The organism is Pseudoalteromonas sp. MIP2626 (assembly GCF_013414205.1).
GTDB classification, from domain to species: domain Bacteria; phylum Pseudomonadota; class Gammaproteobacteria; order Enterobacterales; family Alteromonadaceae; genus Pseudoalteromonas; species Pseudoalteromonas nigrifaciens.
The window spans coordinates 1-25,010 of sequence record NZ_JAATTW010000018.1 but is presented as its reverse complement, the minus strand read 5'-3'; the positions used below and the strand labels follow the sequence as shown (position 1 = coordinate 25,010).

General features: G+C 41.0%; 23 protein-coding genes and 1 pseudogene. 10 read left to right on the top strand and 14 right to left on the bottom strand.

What is annotated here, in order from left to right; translation table 11 throughout:
• Positions 1–129: 129 nt before the first annotated feature.
• The 4 genes from frr to rpsB all read right to left on the bottom strand — a co-directional run bounded on the left by frr (position 130) and on the right by rpsB (position 3,292).
• Positions 130–687, bottom strand: a complete 558-nt coding sequence (gene frr, locus HC000_RS09575) for a ribosome recycling factor (RefSeq protein WP_041454498.1) — start codon at positions 685–687, stop codon at positions 130–132.
• 14 nt (positions 688–701) lie between these two features.
• On the bottom strand, positions 702–1,451 hold the full coding sequence (gene pyrH, locus HC000_RS09570) for a UMP kinase (protein ID WP_011328692.1): 750 nt from the start codon (positions 1,449–1,451) through the stop codon (positions 702–704).
• Positions 1,452–1,608: 157 nt separating this feature from the next.
• A complete protein-coding gene (gene tsf / locus HC000_RS09565; RefSeq protein WP_011328693.1) occupies positions 1,609–2,460 on the bottom strand; it encodes a translation elongation factor Ts in 852 nt (283 codons plus the stop codon).
• 103 nt (positions 2,461–2,563) lie between these two features.
• Positions 2,564–3,292, bottom strand: coding sequence for a 30S ribosomal protein S2 (rpsB, locus tag HC000_RS09560; protein WP_011328694.1), 729 nt, complete (start codon positions 3,290–3,292; stop codon positions 2,564–2,566).
• A gap of 271 nt (positions 3,293–3,563) precedes the next feature.
• On the opposite strand from rpsB, the gene map reads away from it, so the two are divergent.
• From map to dapD, 3 genes are all read left to right on the top strand, one after another.
• Complete coding sequence (map, locus tag HC000_RS09555; protein WP_179807537.1) at positions 3,564–4,349, top strand: type I methionyl aminopeptidase; 786 nt, start codon at positions 3,564–3,566, stop codon at positions 4,347–4,349.
• Positions 4,350–4,417: 68 nt separating this feature from the next.
• Positions 4,418–7,036: a [protein-PII] uridylyltransferase gene (gene glnD, locus HC000_RS09550; RefSeq protein ID WP_011328696.1), complete on the top strand. Its 2,619-nt coding sequence runs from the start codon at positions 4,418–4,420 to the stop codon at positions 7,034–7,036.
• A gap of 9 nt (positions 7,037–7,045) precedes the next feature.
• Positions 7,046–7,876, top strand: a complete 831-nt coding sequence (gene dapD, locus HC000_RS09545; protein WP_179807536.1) for a 2,3,4,5-tetrahydropyridine-2,6-dicarboxylate N-succinyltransferase — start codon at positions 7,046–7,048, stop codon at positions 7,874–7,876.
• Positions 7,877–8,017: 141 nt separating this feature from the next.
• Here the strand turns inward: dapD and HC000_RS09540 are convergent, their stop codons facing one another.
• Positions 8,018–8,593, bottom strand: a complete 576-nt coding sequence (locus HC000_RS09540; protein WP_179807535.1) for a hypothetical protein — start codon at positions 8,591–8,593, stop codon at positions 8,018–8,020.
• A 199-nt stretch (positions 8,594–8,792) separates the two neighbouring features.
• Here HC000_RS09540 and HC000_RS09535 point away from each other — a divergent pair, with 199 nt between their 5' ends.
• Positions 8,793–10,820, top strand: coding sequence for a BCCT family transporter (locus HC000_RS09535; protein ID WP_089368559.1), 2,028 nt, complete (start codon positions 8,793–8,795; stop codon positions 10,818–10,820).
• Between the two features lie 168 nt (positions 10,821–10,988).
• Here the strand turns inward: HC000_RS09535 and HC000_RS09530 are convergent, their stop codons facing one another.
• The 8 genes from HC000_RS09530 to pspA form a co-directional block, all read right to left on the bottom strand.
• Complete coding sequence (locus HC000_RS09530) at positions 10,989–11,333, bottom strand: 4a-hydroxytetrahydrobiopterin dehydratase (RefSeq protein WP_011328700.1); 345 nt, start codon at positions 11,331–11,333, stop codon at positions 10,989–10,991.
• A 39-nt stretch (positions 11,334–11,372) separates the two neighbouring features.
• Complete coding sequence (gene phhA, locus HC000_RS09525) at positions 11,373–12,170, bottom strand: phenylalanine 4-monooxygenase (protein ID WP_011328701.1); 798 nt, start codon at positions 12,168–12,170, stop codon at positions 11,373–11,375.
• Between the two features lie 238 nt (positions 12,171–12,408).
• Positions 12,409–13,590 (bottom strand): methionine gamma-lyase, encoded by a 1,182-nt coding sequence (megL, locus tag HC000_RS09520; RefSeq protein WP_011328702.1) that lies wholly within the window; start codon positions 13,588–13,590, stop codon positions 12,409–12,411.
• Between the two features lie 158 nt (positions 13,591–13,748).
• The gene (locus tag HC000_RS09515) at positions 13,749–14,774 is read right to left on the bottom strand and encodes a YcjF family protein (protein ID WP_179807534.1); all 1,026 of its coding nucleotides are present in this window, start codon (positions 14,772–14,774) and stop codon (positions 13,749–13,751) included.
• The gene (locus HC000_RS09510; RefSeq protein ID WP_179807533.1) at positions 14,771–16,192 is read right to left on the bottom strand and encodes a YcjX family protein; all 1,422 of its coding nucleotides are present in this window, start codon (positions 16,190–16,192) and stop codon (positions 14,771–14,773) included. Before HC000_RS09510 ends, HC000_RS09515 begins: the two co-directional genes overlap by 4 nt.
• Positions 16,193–16,255: 63 nt before the next feature.
• Complete coding sequence (gene pspC / locus HC000_RS09505; RefSeq protein WP_011328705.1) at positions 16,256–16,657, bottom strand: envelope stress response membrane protein PspC; 402 nt, start codon at positions 16,655–16,657, stop codon at positions 16,256–16,258.
• On the bottom strand, positions 16,654–16,887 hold the full coding sequence (gene pspB / locus HC000_RS09500) for an envelope stress response membrane protein PspB (protein WP_011328706.1): 234 nt from the start codon (positions 16,885–16,887) through the stop codon (positions 16,654–16,656). The genes pspC and pspB overlap by 4 nt, the downstream gene beginning before the upstream one ends.
• Before the next feature lie 85 nt (positions 16,888–16,972).
• Positions 16,973–17,632, bottom strand: a complete 660-nt coding sequence (gene pspA, locus HC000_RS09495; RefSeq protein WP_179807532.1) for a phage shock protein PspA — start codon at positions 17,630–17,632, stop codon at positions 16,973–16,975.
• Positions 17,633–17,817: 185 nt separating this feature from the next.
• Here pspA and pspF point away from each other — a divergent pair, with 185 nt between their 5' ends.
• Genes pspF through HC000_RS09465 form a run of 6 tightly spaced genes read left to right on the top strand, consistent with a single transcriptional unit; the run spans position 17,818 to position 24,227 of the window.
• Complete coding sequence (pspF, locus tag HC000_RS09490) at positions 17,818–18,903, top strand: phage shock protein operon transcriptional activator (RefSeq protein ID WP_179807531.1); 1,086 nt, start codon at positions 17,818–17,820, stop codon at positions 18,901–18,903.
• Positions 18,904–18,951: 48 nt separating this feature from the next.
• A complete protein-coding gene (locus HC000_RS09485; protein ID WP_179807530.1) occupies positions 18,952–20,559 on the top strand; it encodes an ABC transporter substrate-binding protein in 1,608 nt (535 codons plus the stop codon).
• On the top strand, positions 20,559–21,593 hold the full coding sequence (locus HC000_RS09480; RefSeq protein ID WP_011328710.1) for an ABC transporter permease: 1,035 nt from the start codon (positions 20,559–20,561) through the stop codon (positions 21,591–21,593). Before HC000_RS09485 ends, HC000_RS09480 begins: the two co-directional genes overlap by 1 nt.
• Positions 21,580–22,473, top strand: coding sequence for an ABC transporter permease subunit (locus HC000_RS09475; RefSeq protein ID WP_011328711.1), 894 nt, complete (start codon positions 21,580–21,582; stop codon positions 22,471–22,473). Before HC000_RS09480 ends, HC000_RS09475 begins: the two co-directional genes overlap by 14 nt.
• Positions 22,474–23,466 carry an oligopeptide/dipeptide ABC transporter ATP-binding protein gene (locus tag HC000_RS09470; RefSeq protein WP_011328712.1) on the top strand — a complete coding sequence of 331 codons (993 nt, stop codon included), beginning with the start codon at positions 22,474–22,476 and terminating at the stop codon, positions 23,464–23,466. It begins immediately after the preceding gene.
• Positions 23,466–24,227, top strand: a complete 762-nt coding sequence (locus HC000_RS09465) for an ABC transporter ATP-binding protein (protein ID WP_011328713.1) — start codon at positions 23,466–23,468, stop codon at positions 24,225–24,227. The genes HC000_RS09470 and HC000_RS09465 overlap by 1 nt, the downstream gene beginning before the upstream one ends.
• A 314-nt stretch (positions 24,228–24,541) precedes the next feature.
• Here HC000_RS09465 and HC000_RS09460 read toward each other — a convergent pair.
• Positions 24,542–25,010: pseudogene (locus HC000_RS09460) on the bottom strand (transposase); the annotation flags it as partial.

The window sequence follows — 25,010 nt, the reverse complement described above, 5'->3', positions numbered from 1 at the left end:
CAAAACTAATAAATTTAACCTGTACTCGGGATAATAAATCTATTTCAAGTGGCTATTTTTAACGCTAACTGCGTTGAATTTACTTGCAATAGGTTCAATCTATTACCCCAAGTGCAGCGTATTAGTTTTTTAGATTTCCATCAACTCAGCTTCTTTAGCTGCTAATTGAGTATCCATTTCTTTAATGAATTTATCGGTCATCTTTTGAATTGCTTCTTCAGCTTGACGCGCTTCATCTTCAGAAATATCTTTATCTTTCAATAAGTTTTTAAAATCGCCATTCGCGTCACGACGAATGTTACGTACTGCAACACGACCGCCTTCAACTTCACCACGAACAATTTTAATTAAGTTTTTACGACGTTCTTCAGTCAATGCTGGCAATGGTACACGAATAACTGAACCTGCTGACATAGGGTTTAAACCTAAGTCAGATGCCATTATTGCTTTTTCTACCGCTTGCGCAAGTGACTTATCAAATACACCAATAGCCAGTGTACGTGAATCTTCAATTGTTACGTTAGCAACTTGGTTTAACGGTGTTGGCGAGCCATAATACGACACCATAATACCATCTAGCAATGCAGGATGAGCACGACCAGTACGAATCTTAGATAACTGGCTGCCCAGTGCTGCTACACTCTTTTGCATGCGCTCTTGCGCATCTTTTTGAATATCGTTAATCACAGTTTAATCCTAATCTATTTAATTACTTCATCTGAGGCTTGTGAAGAAATAAGGGTTCCCTCTTCTTCACCCATAATAACACGTTTTAATGCGCCTGATTTATTCATATTAAATACGCTCAATGGCATATTATGATCGCGTGCTAATGTAAATGCCGCTAAATCCATTACTTTCAATTCTTTCTCAATTATCTCATTGTAACTTAAATGACGATAAAGTGTCGCATCTGGATTTTTAACTGGGTCATCACTGTAAACGCCATCTACTTTAGTCGCTTTAATTACCGTATCGGCTTCAATTTCGATACCACGTAAACAGGCTGCTGAGTCGGTAGTGAAAAATGGGTTACCCGTACCGGCTGCAAAAATAACTACGCGGCCCGTTTTTAATAAACTAATTGCTTCAGCCCAATTGTACGCATCACACATACCATGAAGTGGAATAGCCGACATTAAACGACAGTTTACAAATGCACGATGCAGCGCATCACGCATTGCCAAACCATTCATTACGGTTGCAAGCATACCCATGTGATCGCCAACAACACGATTCATGCCTGCTTCTGCTAACGAGCCACCGCGTAAAAAATTTCCACCGCCAATAACTAAACCCACTTCTACGTCGAGCTCTACGAGCTCTTTAATTTCTTGAGCCATGCGGTCTAACACTTTAGGGTCGATGCCAAAGCCTTCATCTCCCATTAAAGCTTCACCGCTTAATTTGAGAAGAACGCGTCTAAAAATAGGTTTACGATTGATAGTCATAGTATTGGGGCCAACTTTTATAAAAAATGGATAAAAAATAACCGCGCTTATGTTAAACATAAAAGCGCGGTTATTTTAAAGAATTTCTAGCTGTGAAGCAAAAGCAAATAACACATTAATTGCATGTCTTTTTTACTCCCTACACAAATAGTTAATCTTATTTAGCTTTAGCAGCAGCGATTTGTGCAGCAACTTCAGCAGCAAAATCTTCTTCTTTTCTTTCGATACCTTCACCAACTTCTACACGTACGAAGCTAGTAACTGTTGCGTTTTTCTCTTTAAGAATTTCGCCAACAGTTTTCTTAGGTTCCATGATGAAAGCTTGACCAGTAAGAGAAACCTCACCAGTGAATTTTTTCATGCGGCCAACAACCATCTTCTCAGCGATTTCAGCAGATTTGCCTTCATTCATCGCGATTTCGATTTGTACTTGTTGTTCTTTAGCTACAACATCAGCAGGAACGTCTGAAGGAGTTAAGTACTCAGGGCTTGATGCAGCAACGTGCATTGCAACGTGCTTAAGTGTTTCTTCATCAGCAACACCAGCAACAACAACACCAATACGATCACCATGACGGTACTCAACTAGGTTTTCACCCGTGATGTACTGTAGACGACGTACGTTAATGTTTTCACCAATTTTAGTTACTAGCTCAACGCGTGCTTCTTCAAACTTAGCTTGTAAGTCTTCGATAGTCACAGTGTCTGCAATTGCAGCTTCTGCTACTTTATCAGCAAACGCTAAAAAGCTTACGTCTTTAGCTACGAAGTCTGTTTGACAGTTAACTTCAACTAGCACTGCAACATTACCATTTTTCTTGATAATGATAGCGCCTTCAGCAGCGATATTGCCTGCTTTTTTAGCTGCTTTAGCCGCGCCACTTTTACGCATGTTTTCAATCGCTAACTCGATGTCGCCATCAGTTTCAGTTAACGCTTTTTTACAATCCATCATGCCAGCGCCAGTACGCTCGCGTAATTCTTTAACTAGGGCAGTAGTTACAGCCATTAGTAATTCCTCAAATCTGAATCAGGTTTAGATAAGCGGGTTACCCGCTCTACAAGAATAGCAAGTCTTCACCTTTAAAAGATGAAGACTTGAAGACAGCTAATTACTCAGCTTCTACGAAATCGTCTTTTTCAGCTTGAGCAACAAGTGTGTTCTCACGGCCTTCAGTGATCGCAGTTGCAACAGCGTTAGTGTAAAGACTTACCGCACGGATAGCATCATCGTTACCAGGTACGATGAAATCAACGCCATCTGGGTTCGAGTTAGTATCAACAATTGCAACAACCGGAATACCTAGGTTGTTAGCTTCACGGATAGCAATGTGCTCGTGGTCAGCATCAATAACGAAAAGCGCGTCTGGAAGACCGCCCATGTTCTTGATTCCGCCAAGGCTCTTCTCAAGCTTTTCCATTTCGCGGTTAAGCATTAACGTTTCTTTCTTAGTTAACTTCTCGAAAGTACCGTCTTGGCTTTGTATTTCAAGGTCTTTAAGACGCTTGATTGATTGACGAACTGTTTTCCAGTTAGTCAACATGCCACCTAACCAACGGTGGTTTACATAGTACTGGTCGCTTGCGATTGCAGATTCTTTCACTGCTTCGCTTGCTGCACGCTTAGTACCAACGAAAAGAACTTTACCTTTGTTTGCAGCAGCACCAGATAAAAACTTAAGTGCAGTGTTGAACATTGGTACAGTTTGCTCAAGGTTGATGATATGTACACGGTTACGTGTGCCGAAGATGAAAGGCTTCATCTTAGGGTTCCAGTAACGTGCTTGGTGACCAAAGTGAACACCAGCTTGAAGCATATCGCGCATTGAAACGTTTGCCATTTTATAGATCCTCTATAGTTGTTTAGGGTTAGGCCTCCACATATCCCATAGCACCAACACCGAAATATTTAAACTTCTAATGCACCCAAGTGTATGTGACGATACGTGTGTGTGTTAAAATAAAATTGTGTTTGCCTTAAATACAAAAAATCATTAAAGAATTTATTTGTAAAAAGACGGCGCGCTTTATACCATATTAAAATTAAATACTCAACATCGCGTGCAAAAATTGTGCGACGATAAATGTTAAAAACTCAACTTTGGAGCTTCAATGAGCGCTATTATTAAGACCCCTGAAGAAATAGAGAAAATGCGCGTAGCTGGGCGCTTAGCGGCAGATGTACTTGAAATGATCGGCCCATATGTAGTGCCGGGCGTGACCACCGATGAGCTAAATACAATTTGTCATGATTATATTGTTAATGTGCAACAAGCAATCCCTGCTCCATTAAATTATCATGGTTTTCCAAAATCAGTTTGTATCTCTGTAAACCATGTTATTTGCCATGGTATTCCAAACGAAAAGCCATTAAAAGATGGCGACAGTATTAATATTGACGTTACCATAATTAAAGATGGCTACCACGGCGACACTTCTAAAATGTTCCATGTTGGTACCCCTAACATTCAAGGTAAACGCCTTGCAGAAGTAACACAAGAAAGCCTCTACCTTGCCATTAAAATGGTAAAACCAGGTGTGCGTTTAGGCGATATTGGCGAAGCAATTCAAAAATATGCTGAAAGCTTCAACTACTCAATTGTTCGTGAATACTGTGGCCATGGTATTGGCGCAGGGTTTCACGAAGAGCCACAAGTAATGCACTATGGCAAAGCAGGTACTGGCGAAGTATTAAAAGCCGGCATGTGTTTAACTATTGAGCCTATGGTCAATGCGGGCAAACGCCAATGTAAACTACTTAAAGATGATTGGACTGTGGTTACACGTGACCGTAGCTTGTCAGCCCAGTGGGAACATACTTTGTTAGTAACTGAAAATGGTGTTGAAATTTTAACGCTACGATCAGATGATACAATCGACAGGATCATTGAGCATTAAAATACCCGTTCAACTTGATAGCTATTTATTTATCAAAATGAACTCGTATAAATAAGGAATCAGCCCCGGTGGCATTACCCAACAAAGTAAAAAAGTTGCTTAGCGACGCAGAGCAACTTAGTGATTATCGCGATTGTTCTAGCTATTTTTATAAATGGCTTTTTAATGAGTTTTCTAAACAACCGGTTGGTAATTTAATTAATGCCAGGGCTGAATTCATAGATCGTTTGCTGATCAAACTGTTTCATGTTTATGATTTAGCGCACGAACCCGACCTAGCACTTATAGCCGTAGGTGGTTATGGACGAGGTGAATTACACCCCTATTCCGACATCGACTTTTTGCTACTAGTAACACAACAACCAAACGCTGAAATCAGCGAAAAAATAGGTCAGTTTGTTACCATGCTTTGGGATCTCAATTTAGAGATTGGGCACAGTGTTCGCACTATAGCGCAAGCCATAGAGCAAAAGCGTGAAGACGTTACCTTTGCCACCAGCTTATTAGAAAGCCGGCTTATTTTTGGTAATCATATAGAATTTGAAAAGCTAAAAAACCACATAATTGACACGCCAGTGTGGCGCTCAAATGAGTTTTTTTTAGCCAAAGTACAAGAGCAACATTTACGCCACCGAAAATGCCACGGCACAGCGTATAATCTCGAACCTAACATAAAAGAAAACCCCGGTGGCCTGCGCGATCTGCAAACCATTATTTGGGTTGCTAAAAAACACTTTAGAGCAGAAACCCTACAAGAGCTTATTAGCCATGGCTACCTTACTCACGAAGAGTTTCAAGAGCTTTCAGAGTGCCTAGAAAACTTATGGAATATTCGTTTTGCGCTGCATTTGGCTGCTGGGCGTTCAGAAAACCGCTTACTGTTTGATCACCAACCGCAAGCCGCCGAAATTCTGGGGTTTGGTAGCGATGGTAAATCGTCAGTTGAGCGCATGATGAAGCGTTTGTTTAGAATAATGAGCCGCGTACGCGAACTAAACCTGATGCTACTGGCGTACTTTGAACAAAGTATTTCGCCAAAACACCATCAACCTATTATTCAAGAGCTTGATCGCAATTTTGAGCGTATTGGCAATCAAATTAAAGTAAAAAGCCCATCGGTATTTTTTAGGCGCGATCAGCTTTTTATGTTATTTGAGCATATTGCCGACAACCCAGAAATAACGCACATTTATCCCAGCACTATTCGCACTATTCGCCAAGTGCGCCGCCGTTTACTAGGCGACTTACAAGATTACGCTGCCTGTCGCGAAGCTTTTTTACGTCTTATAAAGCACCCCAATGGTATGGGCCGTGCGTTTACCTTAATGCATAAACACGGCATGCTGGCTGCTTATTTACCGCAGTGGCGAAACATATTTGGGCAAATGCAATTTGACTTATTTCATGCCTACACAGTAGATGAGCACACCCACAGATTAATAAATAATATTTATCAGTACTTTGATAAAACCGGTGTCAGCGAATTTCCTATTTGTAGTGAAATAGTCACTCGTATGGATAAACCTGAGCTACTTTATTTAGCGGGTATATTTCATGACATAGCCAAAGGCCGTGGTGGCGACCACTCAGAGCTGGGCGCTGTTGACGCACTAGCCTTTGCAAAGTTACATGCCTTTTCTGTCGCCGATGGTAAACTAATCGCATGGCTGGTTAGTAATCATTTACTTATGTCGGTTACCGCACAACGTAAAGATATAAACGACCCTGGAGTTATTAAAGACTTTGCCACACGAGTAAAAACAGAGCGCCAACTTGATTATTTATATTGCTTAACCGTTGCCGATATACGTGCCACCAACGACAATTTATGGAACGATTGGAAAAACACCCTGCTGCGTGAGCTTTACTTACATACGCAACACGCACTGCGTTTAGGGCTTGAAAATCCAATGGATCAACGCGACCAAATTCGCGACAAAAAGCATCAAGCTAAACAGCGATTACTCAACTTAGGCTACATGGAAGACCAAATTGATTTAATTTGGAGCCGCTTTAAAGCCAATTACTTTACCGCTTTTAGCGAACAGCAAATTTCATGGCACAGCCAGCATTTAGTTAATAGCGAAGATTTAAGTCAACCGAGTGTTATCGTATCAAATAAAGCGATGCACGGTGGCACCCAAGTATTTGTATACAGCCCTTACTCTGGGCCTTTATTTGCCCGCTTAGTGAGTGTTATTGGTTCTAAAAAGGCGCAAATACAGCACGCGCAAGTACTTACCACCAAAGATGGCTACGTACTATTTAACTTTGTTATTTTAGAAGTAAATGGCGAGCCAATTGCCAGTGGCAGAGCACAATCAATTAAACGCGCCCTAGAGCAAGCCTTGTTTGAGCCGCGTAAAAAAATTCGCTTCAAAAAGAATCGCTCGCAACGCTTTAAAGACTTTAATATAAAACCTAAAATTGTGCTGCGCCCGCATCCGCGTAAAGATCGCAGCCTAATTGAAATCCAAGCAATTGATATACCCGGTTTATTGACTAAAATAGCCGAAGTTTTTCAAGCACACTTATTACACATACACGCTGCGCGTATCACCACAGTGGGGCAGCGCGCAGAAGATTTCTTCGTGGTCTCTAATAACGAGTACCAAGCACTTACAGACGAAGAACAAGCCAAAATTCATCAAGCATTGCGTAAAAAACTCAACGCAGAAACCGAATAAGAGGACACTATGTCAGATTTAAAAACGATGATCGAAAACGCCTGGGATAACCGCGATAGCATTAGCCCAAGCACAGTATCTGTTGAAGTAAAGCAAGCCATTATTGACGCGCTTGACCTGCTAGACACTGGCGCAGCACGCGTTGCTGAAAAAATATCGGGTGAATGGGTAGTACATCAATGGCTTAAAAAAGCGGTTTTACTGTCGTTCCGTATTCGCGAAAACCAAGCAATGGACGATGGCGTAAATCAGTTTTACGACAAAGTACCACTTAAATTTAGCGACTACACGCCGGAGCAATTTAAACAAGGCGGCATGCGCGTAGTGCCTAATGCTGTTGCGCGTAAAGGCAGCTTTGTAGGTAAAAACGTGGTACTTATGCCATCGTATGTAAACATTGGCGCATACGTTGACGACGGCACCATGGTTGATACATGGGCTACTGTAGGCTCGTGTGCACAAATTGGTAAGAACGTACACTTATCGGGTGGCGTAGGCATAGGCGGCGTTTTAGAGCCATTACAAGCCAACCCAACCATCATCGAAGACAACTGTTTTATTGGCGCACGCTCTGAAATAGTAGAAGGTGTAATTGTTGAAGAAGGCGCGGTAATTTCAATGGGCGTTTACATCAGCCAAAGTACCCGTATTTATGACCGTGAAACCGGTGAAATTCACTACGGCCGCGTACCAGCAGGCGCAGTAGTAGTCCCTGGCGCACTACCATCAAAAGACGGTAGCCACAGCCTGTACGCTGCAATTATAGTGAAAAAAGTAGATCAGCAAACACGCGAAAAAGTAGGCATCAACGCCCTGCTTCGCTCAATTGATGATGAATAGTTAAGTAGGTTGGGTAGAGCGCAGCGAAACCCAACGACACTTTAAAGTTAAGTGTTTTAGCTGAACTTTAATTGTATATTTAAAAGCGCTAAGCCCTTGTGGGTTTAGCGCTTTTTATTTAGCCGGCATTGTGTATTACAATCACCCATTACAACTCAAGCCATGTAAGTCTATTTGTTTTACCTGCTGATTTTTCGTTTTAAAATCATAATAACGAATAATTAGCTGATTGTTTTTCTCATAAAATGACATGTCCCGTAACCAATCGATAGTGGCTATTGGCATGTATGTATAAAAACCATATTCACCCACACACTGATAACCAAAGTGATGATACGCACTGCCAAATGCACCTACATCGCTGGTATACGCTACTATATTTTCCTGCTGCTGATAAAATTGCGCTTGACTGCCAACAATGGCATACCAAATACATGTAAGCCCAAGTGCTACAATTTGTAACCCTGCCATTATAAACAATAGCAAGCTAACTAATTTTTCTTGAACAGTATGTTTGCTTGTTTTACTAATGCTTTTTATCAACACATAAGTAGCAATACTTACCAATATCAGCTTTATCCAAACTAGGTAAGTAGACAACTCATAGGTAAATTTTTGGCTGTGCCACTGTATGCCAAATACAGGCGGAATAAACATCGAGTCTATAAAGGTCACTGTAATAATTAGCGCTGCAAGGTGATAACGAGATAGGGTCATTAAGGCTGTTTTTTTAATTGTTTTAACCATGCTATTAAATATGTAATAAAAAAGCAAAAAGGTACTTTGAATAAATAATGCTTAGACCAGTTTACTTTACTTGAAGTAGCTAAAAGTAATTAAATTAGCCAAGCACACCCAGAATATAATAAGGTAGTTAAGCATACATTAAAGTTAGCAATAAATATTAAGGACTAATATGACAACAAAAGCTTTACGCTCAACTATTTTACTCCCCGTATTTTTGCCTGCCGTATTCATCATTCTCCTTTTAGTGATAGGTACGAGCAGTAACCCTGAACTTGCTGGTAAAGCATTCAGTATCGCCCTTACTTGGATAACAGAAACCTTTGGCTGGTTTTATATGTTATCTGTCGCTATATTTTTAGTATTTATAGTCTCTGTTGCCGCCTCTAGTTGGGGAAACATAAAACTAGGGCCCGATCACTCAGAGCCGCAATATAGCTTTGCAGAGTGGTTTGCTATGTTATTTTCTGCAGGCTACGGTGTTGCACTGCTCTACTTTGGTGTTGCTGAGCCTGTACTGCATTATGCATCTCCACCTTCGGGTGCGGCAGAAACAGTTAACGCTGCTAAACAAGCAATGCAAATTGCATTTTTCCATTGGGGATTTCATATATGGGCAATATACGGAATTGTAGGTTTAGTACTTGCCTACTTTGCTTTTCGTCATGGTTTGCCCCTATCAATTCGCTCAGCGTTATATCCTTTAATTGGCGATAGAATTTATGGCCCAATTGGTCACGCGGTCGATATATTTGCTATTTTAGGTACTCTATTTGGTATAGCCACGACCTTGGGGTTATCGGTAACGCAAATAAATGCGGGCCTACATTATTTATGGCCAAGCATTCCTATAAATACCACAGTGCAAATATCAGCCATTGCTATTATAACCGCAGCAGCAACCATCTCTGTGGTAGCAGGTATGGATAAAGGCGTTAAGCGCTTATCTATTTTGAATATGACCTTGGCAATATCTTTAATGATGTTTGTATTTTTTATTGGTCCTAGCATTCATATTTTAGAATCTTTTTTACAAAATACTGGCAGTTACTTAAGCGGTATTGTTGAGCGTACCTTTAACTTGCAAGCTTATAGTCGCAGCGACTGGATAGGTAACTGGACCTTATTTATATTTGGCTGGACAATTGCCTGGGCACCTTTTGTGGGTATGTTTATCGCAAAAATTAGCCGTGGTCGCACCATCAGGCAATTTGTTGTTGGGGTAATGTTAGTGCCCACCATATTCACATTTTTATGGTTTTCGATATTTGGTGATACGGCTCTCAATTTAATCATGAATGAAGGCTTAGACACTTTAATTACTGATGTGCAAGCGAACCATGCCGTAGCGCTATTTCAATTATTTGAAGTATTACCTTGGTCATTCTTTATTTCGCTATTAACGGTATTCTTAATTATCACCTTCTTTGTTACCTCGTCTGACTCTGGCTCACTCGTTATTGATTCATTAGCTTCAGGTGGTAATGCAAACACTCCTGCATGGCAGCGGGTATTTTGGGCGGTTCTTGAAGGTGCGGTTGCTGCAGCTTTATTACTAGCAGGCGGGCTCAGCGCACTGCAAACTATGACAATAGCCAGTGCATTACCCTTTGCTATTATTATGCTAATTGCCACTGTTGGCCTATGGCGTGCGCTTGTAATTGAAGGGCATCGCGATACCAGTTTACAAGCACATACTTTAAACGGCAGAAACTTAAATTTATCGCATTGGAAGCGCCGTTTAGCAGCCATGATCGACTACCCAAACAAAAGCAAAGTACATAACTTTATTGACCAAGTAGTGACTAAAGCGATGAAAGAAGTGCAAGCCGAATTAAAATCTCGACAATGGCATGCTGAAGTAGTATTTGATGCCGACTTATGTCGCGCGCACTTAACTGTTTTACGCCATGAACATATGGACTTTGTATACGACATAAGGTTAACAGAGCATGCAATGCCAAGTTTTGTTCACTCTGAGCTAAAACCTGAAACAGATAACACTGAAACGTATTGTCGTGCAGAGGTATACTTGCGCCGTGGTGGTTTGTCGTATGATATTTTTGGCTATAGCGAAGATGATATTGTGAAAGATATTCTCGACCAATTTGAAAACTATTTGCACTTTTTAGATAACAGCCCAGGCGAGCTTCCTTGGGATATGACTGAGCATGACGAAATGCTAAACACCGACAAATAATTTGCGCTAACCCAATTTAGCCCTTATCTGCATCACATAGTTAAGGGCTAAATAATCCATATCGGCCTCCTAGCCTAAGCTCCCTGTGTTTGGCCTTTTATTTTCCCTAAAAAGCAAAAAGGCACTTAAAAATAAGTGCCTTTGTTGGTTTGCTCAATTAGTTTGGTATTACAGCGCGTTAAATACGTCATCTGTTTTAGCGGCGCAAATAAAATCGTTTTTGTGTAGTCCCTTAATTGAATGGCTCCACCAAGTAACTGTTACTTTGCCCCACTCGGTTAATAAACCTGGGTGATGGCCTTCGTCTTCAGCCATGTCGCCTACTTTGTTAGTAAACGCAATAGCTTGTTTAAAGTTTTTAAATTTGTAAACACGCTCAAGCTGCATAATGCCATCGCGTACTTCAGGTACCCAATCAGGGATTTTGGTAATTAATTGCGCTAGCTCTTCGTCTGATACTTTTGGCGCATCGGCATGACAGGCTTCGCATTTTTGTGCACTTAATGAAGACATTTTAAATCCTTATCTTTAGCGTTACTTTTTATATTAAAGTTAACTAGCTAATTTTTCTTTTGGTGAAAATTTTGGGTCGTGCAAGCCAAGTTCTTTTGCTTGTTCAACCAAAGCCATTATATCCATTTGCGATATATCAAACAGATCATGAATCGAATTTATGGTGTAGTACTGCGGTTGCATAATATCAATTCGGTACGGGGTACGCAGCACATCTAATACACTCATTGGCGTAATTTCTGGCGTGCTTGAGTATACGTACTGGGTTTCTCCTGGGCTTGATAAAATACCACCGCCGTATATACGCAAACCATTATCGGTTTGCATTAAACCAAATTCAACGGTAAACCAGTACATGCGCGCTAGGTATACACGATCTTTTTTCTCTGCCGCGTAGCCAAGTTTTCCGTATTTATGCGTAAACTCTGCAAAATCAGGGTTAGTAAGCATAGCGCAGTGACCAAATATTTCATGAAACACATCGGGTTCTTGTAGGTAATCAAACTCATCCCGGCTACGAATAAAAGTCGCCACCGGAAATTGCTTATTGGCCAGTAACCGAAAAAACTCATCAAAGTCGATAAGTGCCGGCACTGGCGCTACTTGCCAACCGGTAGTGGCTAGCAGTACTTCGTTTAGCTCACTAAGTTGCGGAATACGATCGTGTGGCAGGTTTATTTTTTTTAAACCTTCCATATATTCGTTACAGGCTTTGCCTTCAATGCACGCAAGTTGGCGCGCTACGAGCTCAGACCAAATTTTATTTTCTTCATCGCTCCAATGTATAACGCCATTTTCATCTGGTGTTTTGGAGGTGTATTTACTTGCTTTAGCCATTAGTACCTTCTTTGGGATTAACCCGAAACCGGTGTCAGGGTGATACCCAAGTAACTTGGATACCGATTGCAGACATACTATGCAAAAGTGAACAAAAGTTTAATAGCTTGGGCTACATCTGTATTAGCCACGATCAGCCATCTTGTACACTTAAAATTACACGCAAGTAAATAATTTAAAACAACCTAGCAATTACAAGCTTTAAAGATGTAAAATATCGTATACAATTAAATACACTCTAATTTATTTGAGTAAATGCCTGATGAAGATCAGCAATAATATCGTTAACATCTTCAAGTCCAACCGAAAGCCTAATTAATCCATCGCTAATACCTGCAGCGAGTCTTTCCTCTGGTGTGTAAGGTGAATGGGTCATAGAGGCTGGATGTTGAATAAGTGTTTCAGCGTCGCCTAAACTTACGGCAATTGTACAAAGCCGCATACTATCAATGAATTGCGCCCCCTGCTGCAAACTACCTTTTAGCTCAAAAGCAATAACACCGCCTGCCGCTTTCATTTGTTTGCCAATAAATTTATATCCAGGGTGCGATTTAAGCCCAGGATAGTAAACTTTACTTACTTGTGGGTGCGCTTCTAAGTATTCGGCAATTGTTTGTGCGCTGATACAGTGGCGCTCAATTCTTATGGCGAGGGTTTTTAAACCTCTATTAATAAGCCAAGCATCGTGCGGGCTTATAGTGGCGCCAATGTCTTTAAGCACCGTCATTTTTATTAGCGTTATATGCTCCATAGATCCACATACAATGCCCGCTACCACATCGCCATGGCCGTTTAAATATTTGGTAGCACTGTGTACTATAATATCGATACCGTACTGCTTAGGTGATTGTAGTAATGGCGTTAAAAAGGTGTTGTCGACCACGCTAATTAAGTTGTGCTGCTTTGCAACGGCGCCAATTAATGCTAAATCGATAACCGCCATAGTGGGGTTAATGGGCGTTTCTACAAATATCATTTTTGAATTGGGTTTAATTGCAGCGCGTAGTTCATCCTCGTTGGTCATATCAACAAAGGTGACTTCTATTCCCCAGCGCGGCAACATGTGCGAGAAAAACGCAAAGGTACACCCATATAAAGCACTCGATGCAATTAAATGATCCCCTTGCGATAAAAAGCTAAGTACTGAGGCCGATACCGCCCCCATACCAGTTGCCGTTGCTGCAGCCGCTTCACAGCCCTCTAATTGCGCTACTTTTTGTTCAAGCTCGGTAGTAGTTGGGTTGCCTAGGCGGGTATAAATATAGCCCGGCTCATCGCCAGCAAAACGTGCTGCACCTTGCGCTGCATTTTCAAAATGAAAAGTTGAGGTTTGATACAAAGGAGAAGTGAGTGCGCCGTGAGGGTCGTTTGCTTTTTGCGGGCCGTGAATACATTGGGTGTTTATATGATGCTTGCTCATTGAATACTCTCTTATTTTGATTGTTATTGGGTATTAGCCTTCAATCAAAACGTATGGGCATTCAAAGCACAAGCATCCCGGATGCTCAGATGGCTACTTGTGCAATATTTATTGCTTTTAGCTGTACATAAATATTGCCAAGTATTTCTTAATACTGCTTATTCCGTTGTCTCGGGCTTTTTACGGCTAATAATTTTACTAGCAATATTTTGTACCGTACTTTTTAATAAATTGCGTTTATTTTCAAGCCGAGGTAATGGGCGGCTTAGTTCCATTGCTTTGTAGCCAATGCGCGCGGTAAATATACCGGCACTTAAGCCCTGTGCTGCTCGCCCTGAAAGCTTACCTAATAACTCGGCGCTTAGCGCGGTTGCAGCTAAATCAGAAATAAGCTCGGCACTGCCCACAAACATTACTTGCTTTATTAGCATGCGATACAGTTTTATGCGACTTGCGTAACCAAAACCAATCCCGTAAATTTTTCCTATTTGCTCTATTAACTTAGTACCACGCCACAGCACAGCCATCATATCCACCAGCGCCAGCGGGCTAAGCGCAACTAGTAACGCCGACTCGGTTGCAAAGCGATTAATTAGCTTTTTAGCTTGGGTATCTTGCGTTATTAATAAACTATTGGCGTACAGCGTCATTATTTCTTTATCGCTGTGATGCGTTGCCACTTGATTTTTAAAAGTTTCAAAGTTATCAAGTTGCTGATGTTTATTTAGTTTTTCAAGCCAAGGTAATGCGCCGCCTACTTGCTCGCTATTTAACAGCCTGTCGGCTTCATGGCGATGTAACTGGTTACGTTTTAAACTGCGCAGCATTCGGTATTCGCGCCATAATAAGCGCCCTATTAGCAACACCCCACTCACTACAGCGGTTAAATATATACTGCCTAAAATAATCGACTGTTGAAAAGCCAGTACCAATGAAAAAGCAAACTCTAACAACACCAGCACCATAAGACTAACAACAAAAATGCCTTTGAGCGTTTGCCATTTTGACTTTTTATATACTGGCGCTAGGTCAATTTCTGGCTCTAGCGCTTCGTCATTATCTTCTTGGTAATCACTTTGTCCATGTTCAATTATTTTTGCAGGCGCCAATTCAGGTTCGTTTTGCTCCATACTCTGGGTATTTATACGACGTCCTGCTTGAAACTCTTGGTTTGATTCACTCATGCTAACTTGTCTCCTAACAGGTACTGCATCACATGATCTAATCGAATATGTTTTAACTGCTTATCTGGGCTTGGCATTGGCGAAAACGATAAAAACTCAAACCCTTGCGCTGGCCATTCACTTTTATTAAGCATTCTATTAGGCGGCTGTGGCGGTAAGTAGGTTAGCCAATCAGGCTCGTTAAGTGGCTTGCCATAAACGCAGTCTAGCGTTTGGCCTTTGTCGGTTACTTGGCGCGGCTGTGTTGCGGTAATTGACGACATAGCCATGGTTTCTATTTGCACACCATCAAACTTTAAATGATTACTTTGCTCGTGCACTAATGAGTCAAGTAATAGTGCTAAATCTTTATGATGCTTAGCGGTTATATGATCTGATTTATTAGCGGCAAATAATATTTTATCTATATTAGGTTTAAATAAGCGTTTAAAAAAGCCCGATTCACCATAACTAAAGTGCGCCAATAACTGATTAATAACACTACTTTGCTCTTGCAAGGTTGCATGCCCTTCGTTTAAGGCACTAAGCACATCCACTAACACTATTTGGCGATCAAAATGGCGAAAGTGTTCGTTATAAAAGGGCTTTACAACCTCTTTAACGTAGGCGTTAAAGCGTTTAATTAAATGCGCTAAGTTAGAGCCTGCAACTAGGTTATTACTATTTATCTCACCCGATACTGGAAAAAACAATAGCAATGGCGCGCCTTGTAAATCGCCTGGCATTAACATGCGCCCAGGTTGCAGCATAGCTAATTTAGTGTCTTTTTTAAGCCCTACCAACATGCTTTGATAAAGCTGTGCAATATGCGCAAGTGCGCTTTCATCTACCGGCGCATTTAGGTCGAGTTGCTCAACGGCTGTTAAAAACTCACTTGAGGTATGCACCCGCAAATGCTGCGTTAATAGCGGATATTGCAGCTCGCACCACTGTGCATAACTTTGCTCCAGCATAGGTAAATCAAGCAACCACTCGCCGGGGTAGTCAATAATATCTAAATAAAGTGTTGATTGCGGTGAAAAATGGCCACGCAGCCCAGCGTTACTTTGATACTTAATAGCTAAACGCAGCGTATTTATGCGCTCGGTTGAAGGCGGCCATGTTGGCTCGCCGTCACTGGGGAGTAACGCATTTAATGCTCGAGTATAATTAAATGTGGGCACTTTAAGCGCCTCTTGCGGCACTACTTTAGTGGCAATGTGACGGCGCTCGCGCATTACATCAAAAAAAGGCAGGTTTTTATCACTGGCTTGGCTTGTTAAGTGTTTAACTAATGCGGTAATAAACGCTGTTTTGCCGCTGCCACTCAAACCTGTTACAGCCAGTTTTACATGCTGATCTAAGCTTCGATGCAATGCTTTTTGTGCTTTGCCTTTAATACTGGTAAAGGTCTTTTTTGCAAATGAAGTACGACTCATAATGGTTTAGCACTTAGCACTTCACTTACTGTTTAATGTGTAGTTGCCGTGCTATTAAATCCTTTAAAGTTTGTTAATTTCACGGCTCACCGTAAATTCAGTAGAAGTAACATAGCGTTCTATATTTTGTAGGCGCGTATCTACGCGTGTTAAACGCTCTTTTAAGTCTTGCAATGCGCGGCGCGGTGGCTCGCCTTTTTGCCATACTTTAAATTTCACTTCTAGCGGATCGCCATAGTTAGTTGAATTTGTTTTATAGGCGCTAGTGGGTTCTTTTTTATCTAAAATAAACCAGGCTGCAATATACGCTACCACAAATAAAGGGCCGCCAGTTAGTAATACCGCACTAACAAATATAATACGAACTAACCATAATTCCATATTAAAATAATCGCTTAGCCCAGCGCATACGCCGGCTATTTTTCCGCGCTGCGGATCTCTTAATAATTCACGTTTGGTACTCATACTTTACGCCTCCACTGTGGCGACTCTTGATCAAGTAATGCTTCGAGTGTTTCGACTCGGTCTGCCATTTTTTCGGCTTTTTGAGCAAGCTCTAATAACTGGCGATGCTCGTGTTCACTTAACCCTTGGCTTACTTGTTTTTTGCTACGGTAGTGCAATATTAACCACAATGGCGCTACAAAAATCATAAATAAAATAAATGGTGCTACGAGTATTTCTGGATCAAACATAACCCTCTCCTGACTATCCGTATTAGTGTTTTAAGTAGGGGCACATGGGCCCCTTATATTATTATTGGTATGCGTTAGCTATACGTTACTTATCTGCTAGCTTCTTTTTAAGCTCAGCTAACTCATCGTCTACCTTTTCGTTTTTTTGCAGTTCGGCAATTTCATCTGCTAAGGTTTTTTTGCCTAAATCGTACGACTCTATTTGAGATTCTAGTCCATCTATTTTAGTTTCGTAACGCTCAAAACGATTAAGTGCATCTTCTACCTTTGAGCTATCAAGTGCTTTTTTAACTTCAAGGCGCGACTCAGCCGAACGCTGACGTAATATAATCGCTTTTTGACGAGCTTTAGCATCTGCTAGCTTTTCTTGTAGCGTGGTTACTTCTTGTTGTAACTTTTCGATGTGTGAGCCTACATGCTCAAGTTCACCCTCGACTGAGGCTACAGCTTCAGCTGACTTTTGCTTTTCGAGTAAAGCGGCACGTGCTAAATCGTCACGATCTTTGCTTAGCGCTAGTTCAGCTTTGTTTTGCCAATCATTCATTTGCGCTTTAAGTGTATCAACGCGACGTACTAATTCTTTTCGCTCAGCGAGTGTTTTAGCTGACGTAGAGCGAACCTCTACCAAGGTGTCTTCCATTTCTTGAATAATCAGACGAACCATTTTTTCTGGGTCTTCTGCTTTATCTAAAATGGCATTGATATTAGAATTAACAATGTCTGCAAAACGTGAAAAAATTCCCATAACATTTACCTCTATAATTTAAACTTAGTTTGTCTGCTATAACTGTATCAATATGCTTGCCAACTTTATAAAAGTTAAAATACATAATTTATTCATAGAGTTAAACTCAAATTACAAATTACTTTAGTTATCTCCCATTATGAAATACACTAACTGTTAGTAAAAATGACTAAGAGTTAGGAAATATGAGCCAATATCGCCAACAAGATAACTTACTCGGCCAATCTGATAGCTTTTTATCGGTACTTGATCAGGTATCGCAGTTAGCTAACCTAGATAAACCAGTGCTTATTATTGGTGAGCGTGGCACAGGTAAAGAGTTAATTGCAGCGCGTTTACACTTTTTATCTAAACGTTGGGATCAAAGCTATGTAAAACTCAACTGTGCGGCGCTTAACGAAAACCTGCTCGAAAGTGAACTATTTGGCCATGAAAGTGGTGCTTTTACTGGCGCTAGCAAACGCCACGAAGGCCGCTTTGAACGTGCAAACAGCGGAACTTTATTTTTAGATGAGCTAGCAAACACCTCCGAAATGGTACAAGAAAAATTGCTACGCGTAATAGAGTACGGTGAATTTGAGCGTGTAGGCGGTAAACAAACAATAAAAGTAGATACGCGTTTAGTGTGCGCTACTAACGAAGATTTACCTTATTTAGCACAGCAAGGTGAGTTTAGAAGCGATTTGCTCGACCGCCTGGCTTTTGATGTAATAACCCTTCCCCCACTGCGTGAACGCCAAGGCGATATAATGCTGCTTGCAGAGCAGTTTGCAATGAATATGGCGCGCGATTTAGAGTGGCAATTGTTTAGCGGTTTTACCCGTAGTGCCACAGAAACACTGCTTAGTTATGATTGGCCTGGTAATATTCGAGAGCTAAAAAATGTGGTTGAGCGCAGTTTGTATCGCCATGGGAGTGAACAGATCCCCGTTCATCAGATTATTTTAGACCCATTTGAAAGCCGTTTTAGGCCAAAACCACGAGTAAAGCCTACTGCTTTTGTTAATAATAACATTAATACTCCTGAGCCAGCGGTTGCCGCAGCGCCGGTTGCTCAAGCACTACCAAGTGTAGCGCCTATTAATACTGAGTTTCCATGTAGCTTAAAAAAACTCTCTAACGACTTTGAAATTTTAATGATTAATAAAGCTTTAGAGCATAGCCAATTTAATCAAAAGAAAACTGCAGAAGTACTGGGTTTGACGTATCATCAATTACGTGGCTATCTGAAAAAATATAACTTGCTATACCCAAGCGACACCAAGGGGTGAGTTTCAGTTTACTTAGTTATAGTTCAATAATAGTTAGAGGTTACGCAGGTGCATAAATTATTACTTGCTTTGCTATCAACCAGCCTTATAGGGTGTATAGATAGTAAAGAAGAAATCTTAAAAGAAAAAAACCAAGGCTTAGTTTATTGCGCTGAAGCAAACCCTGTGTCGTTTAATCCGCAGGTAACTACAACAGGCTCAACTATAGATATTATTGCCAATCAATTATACGACCGCCTAATTAGTATTGACCCTGTTACAGCTGAATTTCAAAGTGAATTAGCCACCGATTGGAAAACGAGTAAAGACGGTAAATCGATTACTTTTACCTTACGTAAAGACGTAAAATTTCATACCACAGCTTATTTTACGCCTAGCCGTGACCTTAACGCTGACGATGTTATTTTTACTTTTAGCCGCTTATTTGATGTTTATAATCCGTATCACTTTGTTGGCGATGCTAATTATCCTTACTTTCAGAGTGTAGGAATTGATCAGCTTATTCGTAAAATTGTACGTGTGTCTGACTATCAAGTACGGTTTGAGTTGTTTAATGCCGAAAGTAGCTTTTTAGCCAATATGGCCACCGATTTTGCTGTTGTATTGTCACAAGAATATGCCATGCAACTAAAAGCCAGCGAACAAACCAATTTGTTTGATCACTACCCAGTAGGCACAGGCCCGTATATTTATAAAGAGTATAGGCGCGACCATTTAGTGCGCTTTTATAAAAACCCAGTTTATTGGAAACACGACGTGGTACTGGATCAATTGGTTTACGACATTACCCCTAACGGCACCACGCGTATAGCTAAAATGCTCACCAAAGAATGTGATGTCACTGCTCATCCAAGTAGCGCGCAATTGAGTATTTTAGCCCAGCGCGACGACATTAATGTAGAAAAAGAAACTAACTTAAATATTGGCTACTGGGCATTTAATACTGAGCGCCCCCCTTTTGACGATATACGAGTACGACAAGCACTCGCTCATGCAATTGACGTAGATAAAATAATGCAGGCTGTGTATTACGGCAATGGTATTCGCGCTCAATCAATTTTACCACCCACCTCGTGGGCGTTTGAACCACAAGCTAACATTCCAAATTTTGACCCTGCTTTAGCCAAAAAATTACTTATTGAAGCTGGCTTACCTAATGGCTTTAACATGAACATTTGGGCCATGCCAGTCAGTCGTATTTATAATCCTAATGCCCGTAAAATGGCCGAACTAATGCAAAGTGATTTACGTAAAATAGGGGTTAAAGTGAGTATTATAGAATACGAATGGAATACCTTTATTCAGCGTGTTGGCGAGCACCGACACGACAGCGTACTGCTTGGCTGGGCTGCCGATACGCCCGACCCTGATAACTTTTTTAGCCCTTTGCTAAGTTGCACGGCCACCTTTAGTGGTAAAAATGCCGCAAATTGGTGTAACCCACAATTTGACTCTTTACTTAACCAAGCGCTTAGTACAACCGATATAGCACTGCGTAAACAATATTATGACGCTGCACAAAGCATGATTATTAATGAGCTACCTTTAATACCAATAGCCCACGGCATGCGTTTTCAGGCAAGCAGTGCTGATGTAGAGGGCATAACGCTCGGCCCATTTGGTGCTATTTCGCTTGCTAATGCGAGGAAAAAATAATGCGCTTAGATTATATTTTACGCCGCATTGGTTTATTTGTTTTTATGGTATTAATGCTTAGCGTTTTTACTTTTTTACTGAGCTTTTTATTTCCTGGCGATGCATTAAGTAATTTAAGCGGTATTCCCAGTAATAACTTTGCGCAACACACCCAGTTAGAAGATAAGTATTTATATAATAGTAATTATTTTATGCAATATATCGCTTTTTTAGGGCGCATATTGCAAGGTGATTGGGGACTGTCGTTTGCCTCTGGAGATAGCGTATTTTCGCAAATACTCGACTTAATTCCTGCCACACTCGAGCTTAGTATATACGCGCTGTTTGTTTCGGTTGTTATTGGTGTTCCTACGGGCATATTAGCCTCTGCTTATTACAAACAATGGCCCGATAAGCTTATTTCTTCTACCACTATGATAGGCTATTCCATGCCTATTTTTTGGTTGGCATTATTGCTTATTATGCTATTTTCATTGCAACTGGGTTGGTTTCCAATGTCAGGAAGAATGAGCTTACTCTATGAAATACCACCCACTACAGGTTTTATTTTAATTGATATTAGCTTGGCAAGCTTTCCGTACCAGGGCATGGCTTTTATTGACGCCTTACACCACCTTACCTTGCCTACCATAGTATTGGCTATGTACCCCACTACGGTATTAATACGCTTTACTCGCGAATCTATGCTTAAAGTAATGGATCAAAACTTTATTAAAACAGCGCGCGCAAAAGGCCTTAATCGCAGGCAACTTATAATACACCATGCGCTGCGTAATGCATTGTTACCGGTAATTAAGCAAATTGGTTTACAATTTAGCACGCTTATTACGCTGGCAATGATCACTGAAATTATTTTTTCGTGGCCTGGGATTGGCCGCTGGTTAATTGATAGTATTTATCAGCGTGATTACCCCGCTATACAAGGTGGCTTAATGGCGGTTTCTTTATTTATTATTTTTGCCACCATAATCGCAGAGCTAATTTATACTCTATTCGACCCACTCTCACGGAACCAAGCTCATGGCAAAGTTTAACTTATTTTCTGAAGAGTCGAATAAATCGCCCCTAGCACGGCTGTGGCGAAAATTTAAAACCAACCACCCTGCACTCGTTGGTTTATGGGTGTTTATTGCTTTTGCTTTACTGGCCGCCAGTGCACCTTTTTTAGCCCCTTATGGGGTTAATCAGCAACATAGTGATGCCTTACTTATTCCGCCCTCGTGGCGCGAAATGGGTGACGTACGTTTTCTTTTAGGCACCGACGATTTAGGCCGCGATGTGCTCTCTAGATTAATGAACGGCGCAACGTATACATTTGGCTTATCAATTATTGCAGCGTTTTTAACCACTGTCATTGGCTTACTCGTAGGCACTTTTGCTGGTATTAGTCGCGGGCTTCGCTCCAGTTTTTTAAATCACTTACTGGATATAACGCTTTCTATTCCGTCGTTGTTGCTGGCAATTATTATTATAGCGATATTAGGCCCAGGTTTAATGAATACCGTATGGGCAATTATTTTGGCACTGCTGCCGCAATTTATTCACTCTATTCGCAACTTAATTGTAGATGAGCTGAGTAAAGATTACATCACCGCTTATCGGCTCGATGGCGCCTCTAATTGGCATATATTGTCGCGAGGGATTTACCCTAATATATATGAATATATAGTGGTTATTTTTACCATGGCGCTCTCTACTGCTATTTTAGATATAGCCGCTTTAGGTTTTTTAAAATTAGGCGCGCAACCACCTACAACCGAATGGGGTGCAATTTTAGCCGAAAACCTCGGGCTTATATATTTAGCCCCCTGGACTGTAGCCCTACCAGGCGTACTGTTGTTTTTAGCGGTACTGTCAACAAACTTAGTAGGCGATGGACTTCGCCAAGTTTTACAAGCGCGTAAGGCTGATTAAATGCAATTACTTGATGTTCGAAACTTAACCATTGAATTACATACCTCTGAAACCGTTATTAGAGCCGTAGACAGAGTGAGCTTTAGTTTAAAAGAAGGCGAAGTACATGCTTTAGTGGGTGAATCTGGTTCTGGGAAGAGCTTAATCGCCAAAGCAATTGTAGGAGTGCTTAATGAACGCTGGGTAATAACAGCTGATAGAGTGCATTGGCGCGGGGTAGACTTAATGCGTTTAACCCCAGAACAACGCCGTAAAGTAGTGAGCCAAGACATAGCAATGATCTATCAAGATCCGAGTCGCTGCCTTGACCCTACCGCTAAAATATTTGATCAAATAGCCGAAACCTTACCTGAGGTAGCAAGTAAAGGGTTTTTCTTAAAGCGTAATCGCGAGCGCAAAGACAGAGTAAAAGCACTTATTCATAAAGTCGGTATTAAAAACCACGAAGAAATACTTAGCAGCTACCCCCACGAGCTTTCAGAAGGGGTGTGCCAAAAAGTGATGATTGCTATGGCAATTGCGCGTACGCCAAAATTATTAATTGCAGATGAGCCCACCACCGCACTTGAAAGCACCACCCGTGCACAAGTATTTAGATTGTTAAAAAGCTTAAATCAGTTAAAAAACATGTCTATTTTAATGATTTCTCATGAGCTAGAAGAAATTGTTAACTGGTCGCATACTATTCATGTTTTATATTGTGGACAAATGGTTGAAGCAGGCCCAACGCATCGTATTTTTAGCCAACCACGCCACCCTTATACGCAAGCACTACTAAAAAGCCTCCCCGATTACGAACATGGTTTGGCGCATAAAGAGCCTTTTTACGCGCTTAAAGGCACCATTCCTACGCTGCAACATTTACCAATTGGTTGTCGGTTAGGGCCGCGTTGCCCGCAAGCACAAAGAGAATGTGTTATTGCGCCAAAGCTAACTAAACACCAAGGGCATAGTTATGCGTGTCATTTTCCGCTGATCAAGGAGATGAAATAGTGCAACCCTTACTAAAAGTACAAGCATTATCAAAAAGCTTTAATTTACGGGCTGGATTATTTAGCCGTAAAAAATTTGCAGTACTTAAAAATATTTCGTTTAGTGTTGGCAAAGGCGAAACCATAGCCATAATTGGTGAAACTGGTGCCGGAAAAAGTACCCTAGCAAAATTACTTGCCGGAGCCGATAGCGCTGATAGCGGGCAAATTTTACTCGAAAACAACATAATCGAAAATAACGGCATTCGCGATCCACAATGTCGCCATATCAGAATGATTTTTCAAGACTCAGCAACCTCGCTAAACCCGGCACTGACTATTGCCGACATGCTCGATGATTGCCTGCAATTTAATACCGATTTTGACAAACAACAACGCGCCGAAAAAATAGACAGCACCATGTTAAAAGTGGGGTTATTAGTAGATCATCAACAATATTATCCGCACATGTTCAGCATAGGGCAATTACAGCGTGTAGCGCTTGCTCGCGCACTTATATTAGATCCTAAGGTTGTTGTGCTCGATGAAGCACTTTCATCTCTAGACCCCTCTGTACGCGCACAAATAGTTAATTTATTACTAAAGCTACAACTAGAAACCGGATTAACCTATATATTAATAACCCATCACCTTAGTTTAGTCCGCCATATTAGCGACCAACTGGTAGTACTAGAACGAGGCGAAATTGTTGAATACGGCCCCACCGAAGCAATATTCCAAAATCCCCAATCGAAAATAACGCAAAAATTATTGAGTTGTTGATGAGACAATCCAAGAAAAAACTAACTTCAATACGTAAAAGTGTACGCGTTTAGGTTTGATTTAGAACATAATTAAACCTGAACGTCTGAAAAACTAAAATGTTAAAAAATTAAAATGACACCCACTCTAATAATTAATTCCTTTGGTGTTTATCTAAACAAACATTGCTAGGCTTAAAAGCATCCTTAATTTTTAAAATCCCTCTGCTTATTCAAATAACGCGTATTAAACTGCTTTTTTATTCATTTTTAGGCATGCGAAATACTGTGCTTTCACAGTGAAAGGGAATTACGGAGAGTTTTTGAAGTGAAATTTTAAGCCAGTAGCTTTTCGCAGTTACTAATGTTGGCGCGCCGCTTTCTGTTTAGGTGTTCGCAGTATCCTTCGTGCGACGCTGGGCGACCTACTGCGCCATGAAATACGCGACTAAATTGTGTGGTGAGTTTTAGCCAGTTTTCGGGGGTAATGTTGACTCTTTGTAACAGGGGTAAAGTGGTACTCTCAATATGGCCTTTCTTGCCTTCGCGTATACAACGCCCGGTTAATTCTACTAGTTCAAGGTAAGATTTAAGCGCAAAGGGTAATCCTTTCGCCATGTGCTTTTTTAATTTACCTGAAAAGCGCAGAGTTGCTTCGGTTGCTTACCCGCAGTGGCACTTTCAATGCGTATTTTTACACTGGTATGGTCTGATGTTTCAGGTGTTGCTGCTGCCTTTGCTCTTATTGGGTTTAAGTCAACATATGCCATACAGGCGATTAATGCGGCTTCATCTAAGAGGGCTT

Coding starts and splice junctions, on each gene's coding strand:
- pyrH (WP_011328692.1), bottom strand. CDS start 1,451: ATGACTATCAATCGTAAACCTATTTTTAGACGCGTTCTTCTCAAATTA.
- tsf (WP_011328693.1), bottom strand. CDS start 2,460: ATGGCTGTAACTACTGCCCTAGTTAAAGAATTACGCGAGCGTACTGGC.
- rpsB (WP_011328694.1), bottom strand. CDS start 3,292: ATGGCAAACGTTTCAATGCGCGATATGCTTCAAGCTGGTGTTCACTTT.
- map (WP_179807537.1), top strand. CDS start 3,564: ATGAGCGCTATTATTAAGACCCCTGAAGAAATAGAGAAAATGCGCGTA.
- dapD (WP_179807536.1), top strand. CDS start 7,046: ATGTCAGATTTAAAAACGATGATCGAAAACGCCTGGGATAACCGCGAT.
- HC000_RS09540 (WP_179807535.1), bottom strand. CDS start 8,593: ATGACCCTATCTCGTTATCACCTTGCAGCGCTAATTATTACAGTGACC.
- HC000_RS09535 (WP_089368559.1), top strand. CDS start 8,793: ATGACAACAAAAGCTTTACGCTCAACTATTTTACTCCCCGTATTTTTG.
- HC000_RS09530 (WP_011328700.1), bottom strand. CDS start 11,333: ATGTCTTCATTAAGTGCACAAAAATGCGAAGCCTGTCATGCCGATGCG.
- phhA (WP_011328701.1), bottom strand. CDS start 12,170: ATGGCTAAAGCAAGTAAATACACCTCCAAAACACCAGATGAAAATGGC.
- megL (WP_011328702.1), bottom strand. CDS start 13,590: ATGAGCAAGCATCATATAAACACCCAATGTATTCACGGCCCGCAAAAA.
- HC000_RS09515 (WP_179807534.1), bottom strand. CDS start 14,774: ATGAGTGAATCAAACCAAGAGTTTCAAGCAGGACGTCGTATAAATACC.
- HC000_RS09510 (WP_179807533.1), bottom strand. CDS start 16,192: ATGAGTCGTACTTCATTTGCAAAAAAGACCTTTACCAGTATTAAAGGC.
- pspC (WP_011328705.1), bottom strand. CDS start 16,657: ATGAGTACCAAACGTGAATTATTAAGAGATCCGCAGCGCGGAAAAATA.
- pspB (WP_011328706.1), bottom strand. CDS start 16,887: ATGTTTGATCCAGAAATACTCGTAGCACCATTTATTTTATTTATGATT.
- pspA (WP_179807532.1), bottom strand. CDS start 17,632: ATGGGAATTTTTTCACGTTTTGCAGACATTGTTAATTCTAATATCAAT.
- pspF (WP_179807531.1), top strand. CDS start 17,818: ATGAGCCAATATCGCCAACAAGATAACTTACTCGGCCAATCTGATAGC.
- HC000_RS09480 (WP_011328710.1), top strand. CDS start 20,559: ATGCGCTTAGATTATATTTTACGCCGCATTGGTTTATTTGTTTTTATG.
- HC000_RS09475 (WP_011328711.1), top strand. CDS start 21,580: ATGGCAAAGTTTAACTTATTTTCTGAAGAGTCGAATAAATCGCCCCTA.
- HC000_RS09470 (WP_011328712.1), top strand. CDS start 22,474: ATGCAATTACTTGATGTTCGAAACTTAACCATTGAATTACATACCTCT.